General features: G+C 37.0%; 20 protein-coding genes. 13 read left to right on the top strand and 7 right to left on the bottom strand.

Features of this window, described 5'->3' with window-relative positions; genetic code table 11:
• The first annotated feature begins 5 nt into the window (after positions 1-5).
• The 3 genes from PGN18_RS09435 (at position 6) to PGN18_RS09425 (ending at position 3,756) form a co-directional block, all read left to right on the top strand.
• Positions 6-905, top strand: coding sequence for an NAD-dependent epimerase/dehydratase family protein (locus tag PGN18_RS09435; RefSeq protein ID WP_335319213.1), 900 nt, complete (start codon positions 6-8; stop codon positions 903-905).
• 86 nt (positions 906-991) lie between these two features.
• Positions 992-1,954: an MraY family glycosyltransferase gene (locus PGN18_RS09430; RefSeq protein WP_335319212.1), complete on the top strand. Its 963-nt coding sequence runs from the start codon at positions 992-994 to the stop codon at positions 1,952-1,954.
• 86 nt (positions 1,955-2,040) lie between these two features.
• Positions 2,041-3,756 carry a capsule assembly Wzi family protein gene (locus tag PGN18_RS09425; protein WP_335319211.1) on the top strand — a complete coding sequence of 572 codons (1,716 nt, stop codon included), beginning with the start codon at positions 2,041-2,043 and terminating at the stop codon, positions 3,754-3,756.
• Positions 3,757-3,849: 93 nt separating this feature from the next.
• Here the strand turns inward: PGN18_RS09425 and PGN18_RS09420 are convergent, their stop codons facing one another.
• The 7 genes from PGN18_RS09420 to PGN18_RS09390 all read right to left on the bottom strand — a co-directional run bounded on the left by PGN18_RS09420 (position 3,850) and on the right by PGN18_RS09390 (position 7,530).
• Positions 3,850-4,335: a hypothetical protein gene (locus tag PGN18_RS09420; RefSeq protein WP_335319210.1), complete on the bottom strand. Its 486-nt coding sequence runs from the start codon at positions 4,333-4,335 to the stop codon at positions 3,850-3,852.
• Positions 4,322-4,885 (bottom strand): peptidoglycan-binding protein, encoded by a 564-nt coding sequence (locus PGN18_RS09415; protein ID WP_335319208.1) that lies wholly within the window; start codon positions 4,883-4,885, stop codon positions 4,322-4,324. Before PGN18_RS09415 ends, PGN18_RS09420 begins: the two co-directional genes overlap by 14 nt.
• Positions 4,804-5,178: a hypothetical protein gene (locus tag PGN18_RS09410; protein WP_335319207.1), complete on the bottom strand. Its 375-nt coding sequence runs from the start codon at positions 5,176-5,178 to the stop codon at positions 4,804-4,806. The genes PGN18_RS09415 and PGN18_RS09410 overlap by 82 nt, the downstream gene beginning before the upstream one ends.
• A 64-nt stretch (positions 5,179-5,242) precedes the next feature.
• Positions 5,243-5,881 (bottom strand): DUF6266 family protein, encoded by a 639-nt coding sequence (locus tag PGN18_RS09405; RefSeq protein WP_335319206.1) that lies wholly within the window; start codon positions 5,879-5,881, stop codon positions 5,243-5,245.
• 386 nt (positions 5,882-6,267) lie between these two features.
• Positions 6,268-6,546, bottom strand: a complete 279-nt coding sequence (locus PGN18_RS09400; protein WP_335319205.1) for a helix-turn-helix domain-containing protein — start codon at positions 6,544-6,546, stop codon at positions 6,268-6,270.
• Between the two features lie 260 nt (positions 6,547-6,806).
• Positions 6,807-6,965 carry a hypothetical protein gene (locus PGN18_RS09395; RefSeq protein ID WP_335319204.1) on the bottom strand — a complete coding sequence of 53 codons (159 nt, stop codon included), beginning with the start codon at positions 6,963-6,965 and terminating at the stop codon, positions 6,807-6,809.
• 304 nt (positions 6,966-7,269) lie between these two features.
• Positions 7,270-7,530, bottom strand: a complete 261-nt coding sequence (locus tag PGN18_RS09390; RefSeq protein ID WP_335319203.1) for a hypothetical protein — start codon at positions 7,528-7,530, stop codon at positions 7,270-7,272.
• A 186-nt stretch (positions 7,531-7,716) separates the two neighbouring features.
• Between PGN18_RS09390 and PGN18_RS09385 the strand changes: the two genes are divergently transcribed.
• From PGN18_RS09385 to PGN18_RS09340, 10 genes are all read left to right on the top strand, one after another.
• Positions 7,717-8,454: a tyrosine-protein phosphatase gene (locus PGN18_RS09385; protein WP_335319202.1), complete on the top strand. Its 738-nt coding sequence runs from the start codon at positions 7,717-7,719 to the stop codon at positions 8,452-8,454.
• Positions 8,455-8,551: 97 nt separating this feature from the next.
• Complete coding sequence (locus PGN18_RS09380; RefSeq protein WP_335319201.1) at positions 8,552-9,361, top strand: polysaccharide biosynthesis/export family protein; 810 nt, start codon at positions 8,552-8,554, stop codon at positions 9,359-9,361.
• A gap of 11 nt (positions 9,362-9,372) precedes the next feature.
• Entirely contained in the window at positions 9,373-11,745 is a 2,373-nt protein-coding gene (locus tag PGN18_RS09375; RefSeq protein ID WP_335319200.1) for a GumC family protein, read from the top strand.
• Between the two features lie 108 nt (positions 11,746-11,853).
• Positions 11,854-13,395 (top strand): lipopolysaccharide biosynthesis protein, encoded by a 1,542-nt coding sequence (locus PGN18_RS09370; protein WP_335319199.1) that lies wholly within the window; start codon positions 11,854-11,856, stop codon positions 13,393-13,395.
• The gene (locus tag PGN18_RS09365) at positions 13,388-14,542 is read left to right on the top strand and encodes a hypothetical protein (RefSeq protein ID WP_335319198.1); all 1,155 of its coding nucleotides are present in this window, start codon (positions 13,388-13,390) and stop codon (positions 14,540-14,542) included. Before PGN18_RS09370 ends, PGN18_RS09365 begins: the two co-directional genes overlap by 8 nt.
• Positions 14,543-14,623: 81 nt before the next feature.
• A complete protein-coding gene (locus PGN18_RS09360) occupies positions 14,624-15,769 on the top strand; it encodes a glycosyltransferase family 4 protein (RefSeq protein ID WP_335319197.1) in 1,146 nt (381 codons plus the stop codon).
• Positions 15,770-15,812: 43 nt separating this feature from the next.
• Positions 15,813-16,901: a glycoside hydrolase family 99-like domain-containing protein gene (locus tag PGN18_RS09355; RefSeq protein ID WP_335319196.1), complete on the top strand. Its 1,089-nt coding sequence runs from the start codon at positions 15,813-15,815 to the stop codon at positions 16,899-16,901.
• A 1-nt stretch (position 16,902) separates the two neighbouring features.
• Positions 16,903-17,841 (top strand): glycosyltransferase family 2 protein, encoded by a 939-nt coding sequence (locus PGN18_RS09350; RefSeq protein ID WP_335319195.1) that lies wholly within the window; start codon positions 16,903-16,905, stop codon positions 17,839-17,841.
• A gap of 62 nt (positions 17,842-17,903) precedes the next feature.
• Positions 17,904-19,070 carry a glycosyltransferase gene (locus tag PGN18_RS09345; RefSeq protein ID WP_335319194.1) on the top strand — a complete coding sequence of 389 codons (1,167 nt, stop codon included), beginning with the start codon at positions 17,904-17,906 and terminating at the stop codon, positions 19,068-19,070.
• Positions 19,071-19,075: 5 nt separating this feature from the next.
• Entirely contained in the window at positions 19,076-20,017 is a 942-nt protein-coding gene (locus PGN18_RS09340; RefSeq protein ID WP_335319193.1) for an NAD-dependent epimerase/dehydratase family protein, read from the top strand.
• The last annotated feature ends 6 nt before the right edge of the window (positions 20,018-20,023 follow it).

Below are 20,023 nucleotides of genomic sequence, written 5' to 3'. Positions count from 1 at the left end.
ATATTATGAAAATTGCATTAACAGGGGGAAGTGGGTTTGTGGGAAGTAACTTAATTCCCTATCTGCTCAGCTGTGGAGAAGAGGTAAGCGTACTGTCGAGAGAACAGATTAACAGTCGGGAGTTTGCATTACCTATTGACGCCGAGGCATTCATCCATTTAGCTGGAAAAGCTCATGATTTAAAAAAAACTCCCGATGCTGACGAATACTATAAAGTAAATTTTGAATTAACAAAAAAGCTTTTTGATGCATTCTTGAGCTCTAACGCTAAAATTTTTATTTTCCTAAGCTCTGTAAAGGCTTCAGCAGATAGTGTAAACGGGGTGCTAGATGAAGAAAGTGTTCCTAATCCCACAACACATTATGGACGTTCAAAGCTGAAAGCAGAGACCTATATGCTATCCAAGCCATTACCACCTGACAAGAGGTTTTATATCCTGCGGCCATGTATGATTCATGGACCCGGCAACAAGGGAAATTTAAATCTGTTATATAAATTTGTAAAGGCTGGCATACCCTATCCCTTTGCAAGCTTTGATAACCATAGATCATTTCTTTCTGTTGAAAATCTTTGCTTTATTATAATCAGGTTACTTAAGCTGTCCCCAGCCTCTGGTATTTATAACCTATCCGATGATGGTTATCTATCCACTAATCAGGTAGTGGAGGTTTTAGCGGCTGTACTTGGTAAAAAACCAAGGCTACTCCATATTCCTAAAAAACTACTTATTTTTCTTTCCCGGATCGGAGATAGATTTAACCTTCCGTTGAATTCCGATCGATTGACTAAACTTACTGAAGATTATCGTGTCAACAATGCTAAAATAAAGGCTATAATTGGAGAAGATATGCCTCAAAACGCAGTTGAGGGATTGAAGTTAACTGTTAAATCTTTTGGTATATAATGTTGTCACACACAGGCTTGTCTTTTGTAATTCTACCATATTTTCTGAGATTTTGATGTCTATCTACCATTTTACTTGAGCTACTTATGAATTATTTTTTAATGATTGCATTTTTTGCAATATTGCTGATCGTCGAGGTGCTATTCTTTCGGATAGCCAAAATATATGATATTGTTGATCGGCCCAACCACAGAAGCTCACACAGTTCCATCACGATCAGGGGAGGAGGAATTATTTTCTGCTTTGGAGCACTATTGTTTTTCCTATCTTATGGTTTTCAGTATCCTTTTTTTATGCTGGGTCTCATTCTGATTTCCCTAATTAGTTTTTGGGACGACATCTCTTCACTTAGTAGTTTAACTCGTATTGCAGTGCACTTAACTTCAGTGGGCCTGCTTTTTTTTCAATTGGATATCTTACAACTAGGTTGGTATTGGATTCCTATTCTACTGGTATTGGTAATTGGCAGTTTAAATGCTTACAATTTTATGGATGGTATAAATGGGATAACCGGTTCGTATAGCTTAATAACGATCGGTACACTTTTTTACATGAATCAAAAAGTTGCTTTTACGTCTGCTAACCTACTTTTAATACTTGCGATGTCGGTTGTGATCTTCAATTTTTTCAATTTCAGGAAAAAAGCGGTATGCTTTGCCGGAGATGTAGGTAGTGTTGGAATAGCATTCGTCATTATTTTCCTGATCGGCCAGTTAATGTTAAAAACCCATAACGTTAATTATGTTTTATTTCTCCTTCTTTATGGACTTGATACCGGATCCACAATATTATTTAGGATGTTAGGGAAAGAAAATATATTTGAACCACACAAAAAACATTTTTATCAATACCTAACGAGCAAGCTTGCCTGGTCGCATTTATCAGTAGCAATGCTCTATTCAGTTACTCAGGCAATGATAAATGTTGTTTTAATCGGCCTGATCGGAGATTCTATATGGCAAGGGTTCTTATTTGCTATTTCGGCATTGATTTGCTTTATTGCTGTCAGGTTTAATCTGGAAGGGCGACTTTACCTTACGGGGCGTTAGTTTACAATTTGACAGCATTTGTATAAATCATTGAAAGCTGTTTTTTTTATATAACTTTATCAGTCACACCAAAAATATCCTTTGCTTTGAAAAAATACAGACACGTTAATTCCGCATTAATTTTATTGCTCATTATGTTGGGAGCAAGAACTGCGCATTCACAAACCGTTCCATTGGGTTTGCTTGAAAATGTGGAGGATCAATATCGTCGTTTACAGCTTTTGGGTAAAGATACTACTGGAAATTCATTTACAGTTCGTCCGCTAACTTTACCTACATTTGATCATGATACTGACGGCAATTCCTTTTACACCTACAAGGAACTGCTGAAGCCACTTTTCAATAATGCAAAACTAAATATGCAGATTTCTGCATTACCGGTAATGCTGCAACAACAATATAATTTCAAAGCTCCTTTTGGAATGAATGATAATTCAATGGTGCAGTCAAGGGGCTACCAGGCGGCTATCTCTGCCGGCTTTTTCTTTAGGTGGGGACCATTAAGTGTTCAGCTTTACCCAGAATATGTATATGCGCAAAATAAATCCTTCCTCGGTCCTGAATCAAATGTAAATGAATCGGGTTTTCAAAAGGCATATGCAAGCTATATATACAACAAAATAGATAATCCCTCTTCTTTTGGAGAATCGGCATATAATAAATTTTCTTGGGGGCAAAGTTCTGTCCGTCTTACCTTCAATCCTATATCATTAGGGCTTTCAAATGAAAACCTTTGGTGGGGGCCAGGCATAAAAAATTCTCTTTTAATGAGCAATACGGCATCTGGATTTAAGCATTTAACCTTAAATACAACCAAACCAGTAGATATTTATTTAGGTAAGATTGAAGGGCAGATGATTGCAGGGAAATTGGAATCATCAGGGATTGACTTACCATCTACCGTGAGACCTGAATACAGAAAATATTATACCAATAAACCCGATGACTGGCGCTATTTTTCCGGGTTTATTTTTACCTACCAACCAAAATGGATTCCCAATCTTTTTTTAGGAATTGATCGCTCCTTTGTAATATATCGAAAAGATATGGGCAAAAGTATTGGAGATTACCTTCCCATATTTACAGCATTGGAAAAACAGGGAGGAGTTAACCGGGAAACCAATGTATATCAGGAGGATCTTAAAAAAAGAGATCAATATTTATCTGTTTTTGCCAGATGGGTGATGCCTGAAAGTAAAGCCGAATTATATACAGAGTTTGGAAGAAATGATCATGCTTATAATATCCGCGATCTACTCTCTGAGCCGGAACATTCACGCGCCTACATTCTGGGTTTCAGAAAATTATTTGCTTTGAGATCGCAAGATGAATATATCCAGTTTGGATTTGAAATGACACAGTTAGAGTTGTCAAAAACTTCCAATTTGAGACCTACAGAGTCCTGGTATTCGCACTACCAGGTTACAGATGGCTATACGAATCGGGGACAAATACTTGGCGCAGGCATTGGCCCGGGTAGTAATATCCAGTCAACAGAGGTTTCATGGGTGAAAGGAATGAAAAGAATTGGCTTTACGCTTGATCGCTTAGTTCATAATAATGATTTTTTATACAATACAAATTCATCTGTAACAGAAGTTAGAAGGCATTGGATAGATTTCGCTTTTGGTGCAAACTTCGGATGGGATTTCAACAGGTTTATCATCAATTCAAACTTAACATATATTCGTACGCTAAATAATCAATGGCTTATTGATAATGATGGCTCTTTCTACTGGGACATCCCAAAAGTAGATACAAATAATTTGCATTTTAAGGTGGGTCTGGCATATAAATGGTAATTATTTATCAGGTTTGCGTTTTATATTTTACACCGGTGTAAAATGTTGTAAACGCTCCCTCTGTGGCTCAAAGGGAGCGTGTTAATATTCAGGTCAATCATCTTTTTTCATTAACCGGTAGCCTAAAGTCAGGCAAAAGGTAAGCCCCAGTCCAATCCAAAGATATGTTGGCAGGCCTTTACCCGTTTTTGCGGTGTGCTGTACCTTCGTTTCCAAAGCGGTACTTTTCACACCGCCCTTTTGCTGTGCCAGCTGATCGCCTGTTTGTTGCTCCTGCCGCAGGTGCTGTCTTTTATCGGCTTTTCCGCTTAGCACTACCCTTTCAGCCATGCCCTCAAAACCTTTTTCGGCACTGTAGAGAAATTTCCCCAGTGGGGTAATTTGCACCACATATTCGCTGTTGCTGGTATCTACCAAAAGGGTATTGCTTTTCGCCCAGCTTAGCTGCTTCATGTTTTCCTGCTGGTGGCTATAGCTTTGAAGTGCTTGCGTAGCCGATGTCTTTTTGTTTTTTAAAGTGCTACATGCCGAAAGTATCAGGCCACAAGCCATGAACAGGTTCAACTTAGTTTTCATCATCCGCTCCTTTCCTGCCTGTCCAGTTCGCAAAGTATTTCATGGCTTTTAAATGCCTGCGTTTACGGTACACCCCGTCTCCTTCCCGGCTTCCTGCCGGGTTCGTATTCCCCTCAATGGTAATCATCCAATCACCTTCCTGCCGTTCAACCAGGCCGCAATGGGCGATGCGCTTTAAATGGCTAAAGTAAATACCGAACACCACTGCCGGCCTGATCTCTTTGGTGCGCTTATTTAGCGGGAATAAAGCCGGACTCCAGGCAGTACGTGGCGCAGGGTAACCCGCCTGGCCAAAAACCCAGCTCACAAAAGCCGCACACCAGGCATTGCCCTCAGGTACATGTACATAACCGAGGTATGCTGCAATCCCTGGGCCATCATTGTTGCCCGTACGTTCGCGCACGCCCAGCTCCTTTTTAGCCACCTGCAGCAGCCTTTGCTCATTGGCCAACGCAGGGTTTTGCCTTAAACTTATACTATTGCGGCCAGGCAGGCTATAGCGGCCAGCAAGAGCAAAGCAAACGATGCCCAGAAAAAACTTAACTGTTGCCATGATGTTAACTGTTTAAATAGTGAAACCATATCTGTTAATTGATGCAGGCCTAGGTTTTGCCAAAAACGGTATAAAAGCCACCACGATAGCTGCAACAGGCCTACATAACAGAGCAGCGTGAGCAAAATCAGCTGCCAGATACCCGCATCAAGCAGCGCAGCAGTAGGCTCAATGGTTTTTAATACTTTAGGGAAGGTATGCCAGCCCAGTACTAAAATAATGGCCAGCATCAGTTTTTCAAGGATTTGCTTTTTCGGCAGCAGCGCCGTTAAAGCCAGTTTTAATGTTTTCATATCTTTTCTGTTGAAATAGCCCAAACCTTTAGCATGGCTTGGTTTGGGCTGGTTGATCATTGGATTAAGGAATGGTATAGGTGCCCAGGTATTGGCTGTTTGCTACACCGGAAGCATCACGGTTTACCGCGAAAGCCCAGGCGTGAAAAATATCGCCGCTAAAGTGGGTGCCTATTACCGCCGTGTAAGTAAGTGCGGCACGCTGCGCTTCGTCATACACCATATACATGTTCTTGGTTGTGTTGAACAGTACAACCGTCAGCACATCATCGTCAAATGCATTATAGCGGTTTAAAATGCGCTGCCAATTGAGCAATAAGTCCGATCCCTGCAGGCTTGCGCTCAGGCCATGCATTACCGACAGCGAACCCTTGCTGATCACCACTTTCGAGAAATCGATCTCAAAATCCGGATAGTTGCCGGTAACCGCCTGGTTTAAGAAAATTTTTACCGCGGCATTGTAACCGGTAATCTTGTTCAGCTGTTTATCCTTAAAGCCGATATTTAAAATATCCTTGATCGGACTTAGGTACTGGGCGGCGAGGGTAAATTTAGTCCGCTGCGCCAATTGAGCTTCAGTACTGGTTTTACTGCTTTTTTTAGGCAGTCCCCTTAGGTAATCTACACTGCGCCAGTTGCTGCCGATTACACTGCCTACCTTGCCGGAGAATGCGCCATTGGCGCCTTTTGAATACGTTGCCATAATTTTTGTTTTAAGTGAAAAAATGTTAACTAATCGGATTTCTGTGATACCGGTATGTTTAAATCCATGATCAAACCTAGCAGCTTCAAGGCAAGGGTACCTCATTTTGGACTCAATTGGGCCAAATTGAGCCAATTACAAGCAGTAATGAGCTGAAATGAGCCCGATCAGGTTTGGGATTTTGGGCAAAAGAGCAGGTACACCCCAGCGGCCTGCCCTGATGCCACATGGGTGGATGGACGGTAAAAGTTTACCGTAAAAAAAACCATTGGTTACCTAAAAGGTAAACAATGGGTAAAGAATAGGTAAGCAATAGGTAACCAGGGGGTAAGCCTGGGGTAAGGCTGGTACCAGGAAAGGGTAAACAACAGGTAAAGAAAGGGTAATCAGATCCGGCCTTTGCGCTGGCTTTCCAGGTAGGCACCCAGCAGATCTTTCAGGTAAAACCGATCGCCGCCCGGCAGTTTGATGGGTTTTAATGTACCATCTTTCACTTTACGTTTGTAGGTACTTTCGCTGATGTTAAGGTAATCTTTCACCTGCTGGCGGGTTAACTGCTTTTCAGGATCGCCAAAGAGATCAATAAAGGTAAATTTTAACTCTTCTTTGTTGAGTACGAGGTAAATGTTATACAAAATCTGTACAAGTGCATCGAGGTTATTCATAGGGCATAGCGTTTAAAAACAAAACCATATTGTGTAACGCTAAAAGGCATCACACAACCATATTTGGAAAATGTTTCTGTGCCGTTATTTTGGCGGTTAACCCATGGGGCTGAAGCGACTAAAATTGGTTAGAAAATTTGCGTTAATCTTAACATTTTAGCGTCAAACTGCGCCAAAAGCTGTTTAACATTCCCAATAATATTGACGTTGATTAACAGGTAGGTAAGGATCATGAATTGTGGGGAATAATTTCCCCGATGTTAGGGGTGGCCCCGGCTGGGGCAAATAAACCCCAGGTTAAAAATCATGCAGGCCACCCCTTGAAGGCCGTTCTGCCCTGCATCACCCATACAGCTATGCATTGCGGTCAATACCTGCATCATCAGAGATGAAATAACAACCGGCGTTAATTTTTCCATTATGCGTAAATTTAATTAGTAATTATTTTAGTAGTATAATTACACCTTATGCCCAGTATAACGACAACTTATTTCAAATCGTATATCAACTATCGCACAATGCCCTAAGTAATAGCGCTTTTCCGCATGGGAATAGCGCAATCAAAATTTTAGCCTGGCAAAGAAAACGCTCTTTTTAGGCAAATAAAACAATTTAGCTGGTGGCCGATAGTAGGCCTTAACGTAGCCTGAGTGACTGTAAAAAAAAAAAATTCACCAGGCGTTTTTTCCCGGTAAAAGACTAGTTTTTTTTAGAACATCAAACCTAAATACCCATTTCCATCATCGGTTTTAACAAGCTGCCTCCTGTTGATTTCAAACCTACCCACCAGATGGCCACACCAGACCCTACCAGCACCAAAATTGCCACCGCATAACGGTTTGCCACCTGAAGGTGATGATCGCAAAAGCGCTGCATTAATAGGCAGCAGGGGTGGGTATCATTTTCAGTAGCTGCCATCATGAAGTCTAATTCATGCGTCTTATACATGTTAATCACTAAAATCAAGTTGATATTTTTTAACATTCGTTCGTATTACTTAAATTTTGGCTATATCACACCAGTTATTTTGATTAATAAATGCGAATTTTAATCATTCCCGTTACGAAATAATTAAAAAAGAGACAGGTTAAAATTTTTATGCAAAAAAACTGTTAACTTGCGGCGGATTTGTTCCGGATAATTATCATTTGCATATTTCCAGCTTAATTGATGTTCAGCTTTTTCAAAAATAAAAAACCTATCGTAAAAGATTTGAAGTGGTTGGGTGTAGATATACATTCTCATCTTTTGCCGGGAATTGATGACGGATCACCGGATGTTGAGGAGTCAATAGCGTTGCTTACCAAGCTTTATGAATTGGGTATTGATCGCTTTATCTGTACGCCCCACATCTTTAAAGAACTATATCCCAATACCCCTGAAACAATCAATAGCGCTTTGGATTTAACCAAAGTAGCGCTACATAAAGCCAATTTAAATGTCAGTATCTCGGCAGCCGCAGAGTATATGTTGGATGAAAATTTCGAAATCAGGGACGTAATGATGTCTTTGCCCAATAGGCATATTCTCGTGGAGATGTCTTATCTGAATGAAACACCGAACATTGAGCAGGTAATTTTTAATCTTCAGATTAAAGGGTACACGGTTATTCTGGCCCATCCGGAAAGGTATAATTTTTATCATAAGGATCAGGAAAGGTTCCATCGTTTTCATGATATGGGGGTTCTGTTACAATTGAATCTGCTCTCCGTAACAGGCTACTACGGCCGGGAAGTAAAAATCACCTCCGAATACCTGCTTAAAAATAAGCTGTACAGGTTAGCCGGAACGGATTTACATCATCAAAAACACTACAATGCATTAAAGTATCATGTAGAAAACGGCTATTTATTTGATAAATTGGGAAAATATCCCTTTGAAAATAATAGTTTTTTAAATTTAATATAAATATAGCACAGACGTATATGTTTTCACTTTTTAAAATGTTAAGTTTGGCCATCCAACAAACACAATTCATCAGTCTTAAAAACGTTCTCAGTAGCCTATGAAAATGCCAATATGTAAAGCGAGGTTTGCTAAATTATGCTTTTTGATATCCATCGTATTTTTAACATCTTGTGTAAGTACCAAAAATGTGGCTTACTTTCAGGATATCAGTGCGTTAGGGCAATCTGAACTGGCCAACACGGCTAAGTTTACTGACCCCGTTATTCAGCCGGATGATATCTTATCCATATCAATTTTCACGATCGATCCGACAACCAATATGGTGGTAAACCAGGCGGCTAGCCAGGCCATCAGTACCAATGTGGGGTCAGTTGCGTCATTAGGTGCCACTCCGCCAACTTCAGGTTTTTTAGTGGATAAAAATGGGGAGATTGATTTATCGGTTGTGGGAAAAGTAAAAGTACTCGGATTAACCACCTTTCAAGCCAGGGAGTTGATTAAAGAAAAGGCAGCCATTGTCTATACCAATCCTAATGTACAGGTGCGTTTTGCAAATTTCAAGGTAACGGTTTTAGGCGAAGTCAATAGGCCTGCATCATACGTGGTTCCAAATGAGAAAGTAAGTGTATTGGATGCCCTGGGCCTGGCCGGTGACCTGACCATTTTTGGGAAGCGGGAAAATGTTACGCTGATCCGTGATAATGGTGGAAAGAAAGAGTTTGCAAGGCTTGACTTAAACTCTAAAGAGATATTCAACAGTCCTTATTATTATTTAAAGCAAAATGATGTACTTTATGTGGAGCCAAATAAAGGTAAAGCAGCTTCGCTAAATCAAGCACGAACTCAAACATACGCTTTAGTTGGATCACTTCTTTCCGTTTTAGTAGTACTTTTTACACGCCTTTAATTAATTAATAAATGAATAATAATTCTGAAGAGGCAATGAAACAAACCTCATCAATAGACACTAAAAAATTTATTGCAAGGCTTTTAGCGAATTGGCATTGGATAGGTTTCTCTTTGATTGCATGTATCCTACTTTCTTATCTCTATTATATATATAAGACCCCTGTCTATAGCATATCAGCCAAAGTTTTGGTTAATGATGAAAAGAAAGGTGGAGGAGTATTAGGCGGGGCTGATATGCTCGGTGAGCTTGGAGGACTTTTAGGAACTAAAAGTACCGTAGATAATGAAGCTGAAATTCTAAAGACCAGATTGTTGTTAGAGCAGGTTGTAAAGGATATGAATTTAAATATCAATTATTATTCTATAAATTCTTTCAAAACACGGCCATTATATAAATCTCCTTTGACTTTCAAAATCTTAAAAGCACAAGATACGATCAAAAATACAACTATTGAAGCGGAAGTACTTACAAATAATAAGGTGCATTTGAAAAGTAAATATTTTGACTCCGTCGTTGCATTTAATAGAGTTTTTAAATTTCCTGACATAGGACAAGTAGAATTGATAAGGGGTTCTGGAGTTATCAATCTAGGAGGAAAATACAAAATTGGAGTAAGCTCGGTTGATGCGGCAGTTGCAGAATTAAGTGATGTTTTGAAAGTGGATGTTGCCAACAAACTTGTTACTATAATAGATTTATCAATAACTAATTCTATACCTAAAAGAGGAGAAGATATACTATCTAAGCTTATTGAAAAATACGTTTATGCGAATATTCAAGATAAAAATCAGGTAGCTGATAGTACCGTTAAATTTATCCAAAACCGGCTTGCCTATATTGGGAATGAACTAGGAGATTTGGAAGGGAATATACAGGGTTTTAAGCAGCGCAATAGTTTGGCCGATATGTCCGAACAATCTAAGCAATTGGTGCAAGTGACAGCTGATTATGTTAAACAATTGGCGCAGGTAGAAACCCAGATAAGCATTATGGAAAGTCTTCAGTCTTATTTGAAGGATAATGACAAAAATAAACGGGTTTTGCCAAGTTCGCTTATTCCTGCAGATTTAGTATTTAGTGCAGCGGTAACTAAGTATAACGAACTGACCTTGGAACGGGCAAGAAGACTGATTGGCGTTACAGAAAATAATCCAAGTATTATCTTAATCGATAAGGAAATACAAAATGCCCGTGCAGATATCGAATCAAACTTAGCTACGACATTGGATGGTTTTCTGATTACCAAAAGAAAGATCAAAGCACAAATGCAGCAGGCAGAAAACCAGGTGAAGGATGTACCAAAAATTGAACGTAATTATTTGAATCTGGCAAGGCAACAGCAAATCAAACAAGAGTTGTATATCTTTTTAATGCAAAAGGCAGAAGAAACAGCGATATCAAAGACCTCAAATATAGCAACGTCTAAAACTATAGATCCTCCAAAGGCTGACGTTAAACCTTTAAGTCCTAAAAAAGCAATATCTTTAATTATAGGTTGTTTTGTTGGACTTCTAATACCAGTAGGCTTATTGTATCTTAAAGAGTTATTGAATACGAAAGTTCAGACTAAAGAAGATATCAAAAGTATAACAGATATTCCAATAATCGGAGAAATCAGCCACAATGATAATCAAGATAACCTTATTGTTGCAAATGCTTCTAGATCTTCAGTTTCAGAACAGTTTCGAGCTTTGAGGACTAATTTATCTTTTATGCAAAAGACACCTAATGATAAAATAATCTTATTAACGTCCAGCATGTCTGGTGAAGGGAAATCTTTTGTTGCCATAAATCTTGGAAATATACTAGCATTGTCAAATAAACGGGTGCTACTTATGGAGTTAGACCTAAGAAAACCTGGTTTATCAACAAAGTTAAATATTGATAATTCTTTGGGATTCACAAATTATATTATTGATACGAACTTAGGACTTGACTCAATAGTTAGGCCTTTGGGGCTAAACAAAAATCTATATATCATTAGTTCTGGACCAATCCCTCCAAATCCAGCTGAATTGTTATTAAGTTCAAGGACTAAGCTCTTAATTGACGAGTTAAGAGAGAAATTTGATTATATAATAATTGATGCACCTCCTATTGGTATTGTTACAGACGCACAGCTTATCGCTAACTATTCTGATATGTCTATTTATCTGGTGAGACAAAATTATACTCATAAGGAACAGATAAATATTATAGAGGATTTAAGTAAAAATAATAAAATGCCATCTTTAGGAATTGTAGTAAATGACATTGATGCAAAGAATGGTTATGGTTATGGGTATGGGTATGGTTACGGCTATGGTTATGGCTATGGCAGTTATGGTATACAAGAAGAAAGTAATAAGAATAGTTTTTCAAGATTCAAATTTTGGAAATAGGCTTGTTAAAAAATAAAATTGAGTATCTGATCTCTGCTCCAATATTCAATTTTATTTTGCCACCCTCATAGATCGTTGTTTAACGTTTTTTTAATGTCCCCTAAATAAATGAAAGAAAGTAGTAATAAAAAAATCGCAGCAAATACGATTTTACTATATATAAGGATGCTACTTACGCTGATAATTTCTCTTTATACTGTTAGAGTTGTTCTTAGAACGCTTGGAGTTGTGGATTACGGGATAAATAATGTCGTGGGTAGTGTAGTAACTATGCTCGCTTTCCTAAGCAATACGATGGCATCCGCGTCTCAAAGATTTTTTGCTTTTGAAATAGGGCGAAATAATGTTGAAAACTTGAAAAAAGTATTTAGCACATCATTGATGATATATGGGCTAATCGCTTTAATTGTATTTATACTTGCAGAGTCAGTGGGAATTTGGTTTTTGGACAATTACGTTAACCTACCTTCTAATAGATTCGAAGCTGCCAAATGGGTATATCAGTTTTCGATATTTTCTTTCATTCTAACTATGTTTGCAATACCTTACAATGCGCTGATTATGGCACATGAAAAAATGAGATTTTACGCTTATGTAGGTATCGTCGAAGTCAGCTTGAAATTATTTGTCGTTTTTGTATTGGTTTACTTTACGTATGATAAATTAAAGCTTTATGGCCTTTTAACTTTCTTAGTAACTTTCGTCATTACGCTGACATACGTTTTGTTTTGTTATTATCGATTTGCAGAGTCAAAGTTCAAATTTGCCTGGGATTCAAAATTGTTTAAAGAAATAGCAGGCTACTCTGGTTGGAGCTTATTTGGGGCAACAACGACTGTCTTTAACAATCAAGGATTAAATTTGTTATTAAATATCTTTTTTGGCCCTGTAATAAATACTGCAAGAGGTATAGCATATCAAGTTAATTCAGCAGTTTCTGCATTTGTTACTAATTTGTTCAATGCTGTCAATCCACAGATTGTGAAATCTTATGCCGAAAATGATTTAGCTAGGCAACGCAGTCTAATAATGTCTTCTACTAAGATTGGTTATGCTTTATTGCTAATTCTATCTCTTCCTATTGCACTTCAAGCTCGATTTATTTTGGAATTATGGTTGGGAAATAAGGTTGATAATCATATGATAGTTTTTACGCAATTGGTTCTTTTGTTTACCTTAATCAATGTTTTTGAAGGTCCATTAAGTCAGGCTGTTAGGGCTACCGGTACTATAAAATCTTATCAGCTTAGTATAGGGGTTGTAACGTTAGCTATTTTGCCAATTTCTTATGTGATTTTAAAACTCGGTGGTTCGCCTGAGAGTCCATTTTACGTGATGATAGCAATATATTTTTTGGCTATGTTCATGAGGTTAAATATTTTATCAAAATTAATTGAATTTCCTGTTCGTTTATATCTGAATACGGTTTTTTATCGTGCGATCATATTGTCAATTATCGCATCAATACTTCCAATACTTGTAAGCCACTTTTTGACTACAACTGGATTTACATCATTTTTAGTGACCACTGTTTCCTCATCATTATCAATACTCGTCGTATTCTTTTACGGAATGCTAGATGAAAATGAAAAGAGTTTGATTATACTTTTTGTTAAAAAAAATGTCTTAAAAAGAGATTCTGATGGGTAAATTATTTATTAAGCGATTATATCAAGTAGTATTATTATTGGCTTTCTTGCGATCGCTAAATGCGTGGTTTACTTGGGATATTAGCAAGTCATTATTTATTTTTTCTGCTTTAATAAGTATTTTCTACTTTCTCGTTTATGACAGAGAACTAGAAATCAGAAAGCATTTAAAAATTATCCTATTGTATGTCGCCTCAATTATTTCCTTGGGTTATGGTAATAATTTAACGGAGATGTTGAATACAATCCCCATAATTGTTTTCCTAACAACAACAAGAGAATTCAAAACGCAAACATTAGATTTAATTGTAAAATTGTTATCCTATTTTCTTATAGTCTCACTGATATTATTTTTACTATCTTTCTTTTTTTCTTTACCAAACCTCGGACAAATCGAACATCCTAGCTGGGATGAATACGTATACACAAATTACGTTTTTTTTATAAAAGGTCAATTTTACGACATCAGATTTAATTCTATTTTCTTAGAGCCTGGCCATCTCGGGATGATTATAGCATTCTTATTATTCGCAATTAGATTTAATTTCAAGAGATGGGAGGTCTGGGTTATGATTCTAATTGAGATTTTCACTCTTTCTTTGGCCGGTTATATTTTGGTAGCAATAGGTTATTTTTTAAGTATCCTGATAAAGAGTAGATCTGTCTACAGATTTATATTTTATGTGATTTTAATATTTGGCTCACTATATCTGGCGGGTAAATATTACAATAATGGTAATAACCTCCTGAATACATTAATTATTGCTAGAATGGAATATGATCAGGAAAAAGGTATCGCAGGAAATAATCGTGCTACGACAAATGCAGATGAATACTTAGATAGAATTATAAATAACGGAGATATATGGATTGGAATGCCTCAGAATTATATCAAAGATGAAAACTTAGGTGCTGGATGGAAAATTTTTTTAATTAGATACGGTCTTTTTTCATTACTAGTCTTTGCTTTATTTTACTATCAATCTACTGCAACTATCCTTTATAATTCTAGAAAGTATAATTTGTTTTTTTTAGTGTTGATCGCAATTGCATTTTTACAAAGATCATATCCATGGTGGGAAAGTTGGATCATACCCTTTGTTAGTGGGATGAGTTATTTGGGAAAGAAAAATAAAAATTATTTATAAAGTAATTTGTTAGATCCGATCAACCATATGGTTAAGATTTATGAATTTATTTACTTGATATTGTTTCTTAACAAGAATTAAATGAACGTACTTTATATAACTCATATATCTTCTTTTTTTACTGGGGCAAATAGGTCTCTCTATCATATGTTAGTTGGGCTTCAATCTAAAGGGGCTAAGCCAATTGTGTTATTATCTCCTTATGAGGACATGACTCTGAAAATTGAGTTGGACAAAATAGGCGTACAAAGCTATATAATTGAATATTATATGCCTGTGTTTCCAAATAATGATAATTTTAGAGATAAATTATTGTATTTACCTAGAATTCTGAGATCAAAATTTAGAAATTTGGTTGCAAAGAGGAAGATATTTAAAATTGTTCAGTCTGAACGTATAGATATCATACATACTAATGTTGGTCCATTATTGTTAGGGCACGAAGTGGCAAATAAACTTAATATCCCTCATGTTTGGCATTTGCGCGAATTTCAGGACCTAGACTTTAACATGAAAACCTGGTATAATAAAAAAGGTTTTCTTAGAATGCTGAATCACAAAAATAATCACCCAATAGCGATCAGTCGGGCAATTTATGAACACTTTGAGTTGAAGCCCCCTTCTACGGTAATCTACAATGGGATTATGAAAGGTTCGGCAGCAAAATATAGTCCGTCAAAATCTGAATATTTTCTTTTTGTGGGGCATCTAAGTCAAAATAAGGGAATACAAATCTTACTGGAAGCCTTTAGCGTTTTTTGTCAGGAAAATAAGTCGCATAATTTATTAATAGCAGGTGATAGTACTTTACCATCCTATAAGCTTGCACTTATTGACTTTCTTAATGAGAAGGGAATTGGAGACCGTGTAACATTTCTTGGGCATCGCAATGATGTAGATCAATTGATGCAATCGGCAACAGCGCTGATTGTACCATCGTTAAACGAGGCATTTGGAAGAATTACTGCTGAGGCAATGTTTAATGGTTGTTTGGTAATTGGCAAAAACACAGGAGGAACAAAGGAAATAATTGATTTAATAGGAACAGGTTTGCTTTTTGATTCTGTCGGGGAGCTGGCAAACCTGATGCTGGATTTAACTAAAATGGGAATAGAAAGTTTTTCAGATGAGCTTGTTTCGGCTATGAATAAGGCGAAGATTGAATTTTCTGAAGAGAGTAATGCTGAATTGATCCATCACGTATATCTTGACATTCTAGAAAATTAAGGGTGATAATTAGACATTTGTAATAGTAAAATTATAAACATTTATGGAGAAAATTTTAAGGGCACTGGCAATATATCTACCGCAATATCATCCAATACCGGAAAACGACGAGTGGTGGGGAAAAGGGTTTACAGAGTGGCGTAATGTAGTTAAAGGTAAGGTGATAGTTGAAGGTCAGTATCAGCCGCACCTACCGGCTGATCTGGGGTTTTATGATTTACGTTTGCCGGAGATCATGGAAGAGCAGGCTAAATTGGCTCAAGATCATGGAATACATGGTTTTTGCTTTTATCATTATTGGTTTAATGGTAAAAGGCTGTTAGAAATGCCCGTTAACAACTTTTTGCGTTCAAAAAGGCCTGATATTCCATTCTGTTTATGTTGGGCAAATGAAAATTGGTCAAGGAACTGGGATGGCAAGTTTAATGAAAGTTTAATTAAGCAAGAGTATTCAGAGCAGGATGATATTGATCATATTAAATATTTATGTGAAGATGTTTTTTCTGATGATCGGTATATAAAGATTGACGGTAAACCAGTCTTCGTAATTTACCGGCCCTCATTATTCCCTAACATTAACAAAACGATAGAAACCTGGCAGATCGAAGCAAAGAAATACGGTTATCCAGGTGTATATACTGTTTTTTTCTGGGGATTTGATGCCGGTGTTGAACCGAAAAAGTGGGGGTTTGATGCGGCTGCTCAATTTACACCCAACAAGATGAGTTTTGTACGGAAACGTGCGATATTTTCTGAATTAATGCGTAAGCTAGGCATTTTTGCACCGCTGCGGAGCAGATTCTTGGTTATAAAATATAAAGAAGTTGTAGACTTTTATAAAAAGTTTGTTTTTCCGAAAGATTTTAGATTGTTCCCGTGTGTAACGCCAATGTGGGACAACTATGTAAGGCGACGTGAAAAAGGTGGAACGATTCTAACACACTCTACCCCTGCACTCTATCAAGACTGGCTAGAAAATGTTTGTGAAAGGTTTGAGCCGAGAGGGGAAGAAAATCTGATTTTCATCAATGCCTGGAATGAGTGGGCAGAGGGGAATCATTTAGAACCATGCGAAAAATGGGGAAGTCAATATCTTGAAGCTACAGGAGAAGTCTTAAAAAAATATAAGTAAAATGGACATCAATAGCGGACTCTCTATCGTTTTAACTTATTATAAGGGTGAAAAGTATATTTTCCATTGCTTAGACTCAATCTTCCGGTCTTACAAACAAAGTAGGCAGCTTTTAAAAAAAGAGGTGGTGGTAGTTATTGATTCGATGGATGATGCTGAAAGAATAGCTGATGAAATCACGAAGCGGTATCCGAACGAAAATCTATTAATAATCATCAATCCAGAAAATTTAGGAGTAGCCAACTCTAGAAATGTAGGACTCAAAAGGACTCAATATAGTTATTACACCATAATAGATCAGGATGATTACGTTCAAGACAACTACTTTTCTACACTTGAAAAACACCTTGATCCTGCTTTTGCATTGCATATCATTAATGGAGTTTTCCTTTATCACGAGCAACAGAAAGAAATTCCGATTTATTACATCTCGCCTGATTTCAGGGTACAGAGTATATTGATGCAAACCACTACTATTTACACTCCGGGAACAGTTATATTTAATAGCGATTTTATTGATAAAAACAATGCATTTATAGATGCATCTGCGAAGTTTAAAGGTGCTGACGATTGGGCTGCCTACCTGGACATTATCTTCAGGCTTGATCATGTAAACTTCAAATTTATTAAGGAAAAAATATTTGTATACCGGTTACATCAAACTAATTATAGTAACAATACCGGCGAGATGGTTTTCTCTTCAATTGCTGTCTTAGACTATTTGGCTAAAAAATATTCTATACATAAAGCACTGGTTTTAAAAGCAAAAGAAAGATATAATTTTTTGTATGCGCTGAAGGTAGAAAAACGAAGTTCTTTAGAGATTTTCAAAAAGTTTCCAGGGATATTCATCTTTCACTATTTCACTTCTTTGATGAAACGGGATAGAATCAATAGGTTAATTTTTCGTCTTGATAAGATCAGGCTGGGGATCAAATAAATACAAGAGTTGCAAATTCAAATTTATCATCAATACGCTTCAAAAAAATAAAATTTAAATACATGAGAAAGAAAGTTCTTTACCTACATGCCAGTGCAGATCTCTACGGAAGCGACTACGTACTACTTAATTTAATAAAAGGCTTAGACAAGAACATATTTGATACGCTTGTATTATTGCCTTACGAGGGTAGTTTATGTCAGGAGTTTCAAAAGAATAATATAGATTATCTGGTATGTGACTTACCGGTAGTTAGGCGTAGTATGTTTTCACCAATTGGTATTTTCAAGTTTATCATACAGAATTTCAGGTTCTATATTTTTATTTCCAAAATAATTAAAGATGAAAACATTAGTATAATACATACCAACACTTCGGCGGTGTGGATGGGAGGGTTTGCGGCTAGGCTACATCGAAAAAAACATATATGGCAGGTGATGGAACTAGTGGAGAAGCCCCGGCCTGTAAGTTATGTGATTAGGAAGTTGGTGGGCATCTTTTCAAATAAAGTTTTTACCATATCCAAAGCCGTAAGAACTTTTTTCTTAAAGGTCAATAAAGGGAGAGAAGATAAATTTGAAGTGTTATACCATGGTGTAGATCTTAAGGTTTATGATCCAGAAAATAATAATGCAAAAGAGATCAGGAACAAACTTGGAATTTCTGATGATACGATTGTGATAGGCATGGCCGGGAGAATAAATGGATGGAAAGGACATAATGTTTTTGTGAAATCGATCCCTCATGTCATTAACAGAATAGAATCACAAGTAAAGGTAAAGTTTTTAATGCTCGGGGATACATTTAAGGGACAGGAGCATTTTCAGGTAGAGTTGGAAAAGTTGATATCATCATTACCTGTATCTTCAGCATTGATGTTTATGGGCTTTCAAAATAATTTTCAAGACTGGCTCGCTGCAATGGATATTTTTGTGCTTCCCTCGACTTTGCCTGAGCCAAATGCAACTGTAACAATAGCTGCAATGGCAATGAAAAAACCTTTGATCGCTACTGCAATTGGTGGTACCATTGAAACAGTTATCGACAATCAGACAGGTTTTCTTATTCCTCCTGAAGATGAGATCGCGCTTGCCGATAAAATCCTTGACTTTATCAATCATAATGCAAAAATCCGTGATTTTGGCGAAAATGGATATAAAAGGGCTGAGCAATACTTTTCTATGGATAATTATGGGAAGGTAATATCAAATGAATATCTTAAAGCGTAAGTAACATGAATAAATATGTTTTAATTATAGGTGGAAATGGTTTTATCGGATCACATTTAATTGACCATCTAATAGAAAGGGGCTATAAAGTGCGGGTCTTTGATATATCTTATGAAAGGTTCAGAAATCCACTGCCGAATGTAGACTACAGGCTATCCAAACTCGACAATATACCAGATCTCTATGAGGCAATGCTTGGGATCGACATTGTGTTCCATTTAGCCAGCGCTTCTGTACCCAGCACTTCAAATGTAGATCAAATAGCTGATGTAAATAACAACTTGATACCAACATTGAATATTTTGAATTTGATGAATAGACTTGGGATCAAGAAATTAGTTTATTTTTCTTCTGGTGGTGCAGTTTATGGTAATACGGAATCAGGCTTAATCGGTGAAGATGTTCCGCTTAACCCAATATCTTCTTACGGTATCGTTAAAGCTTCAATTGAGCACTATATCCATTTGTATAAAAGGTTATATAACCTGGATTCCTTAATCGTACGTCCGTCAAATCCATATGGGCCTAGGCAAGGTCATTTTATTGCCCAAGGCGTAATTTCTACTTTTTTACGGAAAGTAAGCCAGGGTGAAGAGCTATCTGTTTTTGGAGACGGTACTGCTACAAAGGATTATATTTATATTAAAGATTTTGTTTCCATTTTAACTAAATTAATAGAGGTTAATGCGCAGGGTGTTTTTAATTTAGGAAGCGGGACTGGTAAATCTATAAATGATATAATCGAAGAAGTAAATTCTGCTACCGGCCAGATAAGTAAAGTAAATTATACTCCTCAAAAATCGTATGATGTAAGCCATTTTATACTAGATATTTCAAAGTTAAAGCGTACGATTGGTGAATTTACCTTTACTGACCTTAAAGATGGAGTGGCAGAGACTTGGAAATGGATTGAGGGTTTAAATACAAATAGCGAAGGAAAAAAATAGTATAAG

Origin of the sequence: Pedobacter terrae (assembly GCF_036946585.1) — a bacterium.
Lineage (GTDB): Bacteria > Bacteroidota > Bacteroidia > Sphingobacteriales > Sphingobacteriaceae > Pedobacter > Pedobacter terrae_C.
Note: the sequence above shows the minus strand (reverse complement) of the source record. Positions and strands in the feature narration are given on the sequence as shown.

Coding starts and splice junctions, on each gene's coding strand:
- PGN18_RS09435 (WP_335319213.1), top strand. CDS start 6: ATGAAAATTGCATTAACAGGGGGAAGTGGGTTTGTGGGAAGTAACTTA.
- PGN18_RS09430 (WP_335319212.1), top strand. CDS start 992: ATGAATTATTTTTTAATGATTGCATTTTTTGCAATATTGCTGATCGTC.
- PGN18_RS09420 (WP_335319210.1), bottom strand. CDS start 4,335: ATGATGAAAACTAAGTTGAACCTGTTCATGGCTTGTGGCCTGATACTT.
- PGN18_RS09415 (WP_335319208.1), bottom strand. CDS start 4,885: ATGGCAACAGTTAAGTTTTTTCTGGGCATCGTTTGCTTTGCTCTTGCT.
- PGN18_RS09410 (WP_335319207.1), bottom strand. CDS start 5,178: ATGAAAACATTAAAACTGGCTTTAACGGCGCTGCTGCCGAAAAAGCAA.
- PGN18_RS09405 (WP_335319206.1), bottom strand. CDS start 5,881: ATGGCAACGTATTCAAAAGGCGCCAATGGCGCATTCTCCGGCAAGGTA.
- PGN18_RS09400 (WP_335319205.1), bottom strand. CDS start 6,546: ATGAATAACCTCGATGCACTTGTACAGATTTTGTATAACATTTACCTC.
- PGN18_RS09395 (WP_335319204.1), bottom strand. CDS start 6,965: ATGGAAAAATTAACGCCGGTTGTTATTTCATCTCTGATGATGCAGGTA.
- PGN18_RS09390 (WP_335319203.1), bottom strand. CDS start 7,530: ATGTTAAAAAATATCAACTTGATTTTAGTGATTAACATGTATAAGACG.
- PGN18_RS09385 (WP_335319202.1), top strand. CDS start 7,717: ATGTTCAGCTTTTTCAAAAATAAAAAACCTATCGTAAAAGATTTGAAG.
- PGN18_RS09380 (WP_335319201.1), top strand. CDS start 8,552: ATGAAAATGCCAATATGTAAAGCGAGGTTTGCTAAATTATGCTTTTTG.
- PGN18_RS09375 (WP_335319200.1), top strand. CDS start 9,373: ATGAATAATAATTCTGAAGAGGCAATGAAACAAACCTCATCAATAGAC.
- PGN18_RS09370 (WP_335319199.1), top strand. CDS start 11,854: ATGAAAGAAAGTAGTAATAAAAAAATCGCAGCAAATACGATTTTACTA.
- PGN18_RS09365 (WP_335319198.1), top strand. CDS start 13,388: ATGGGTAAATTATTTATTAAGCGATTATATCAAGTAGTATTATTATTG.
- PGN18_RS09360 (WP_335319197.1), top strand. CDS start 14,624: ATGAACGTACTTTATATAACTCATATATCTTCTTTTTTTACTGGGGCA.
- PGN18_RS09355 (WP_335319196.1), top strand. CDS start 15,813: ATGGAGAAAATTTTAAGGGCACTGGCAATATATCTACCGCAATATCAT.
- PGN18_RS09350 (WP_335319195.1), top strand. CDS start 16,903: ATGGACATCAATAGCGGACTCTCTATCGTTTTAACTTATTATAAGGGT.
- PGN18_RS09345 (WP_335319194.1), top strand. CDS start 17,904: ATGAGAAAGAAAGTTCTTTACCTACATGCCAGTGCAGATCTCTACGGA.
- PGN18_RS09340 (WP_335319193.1), top strand. CDS start 19,076: ATGAATAAATATGTTTTAATTATAGGTGGAAATGGTTTTATCGGATCA.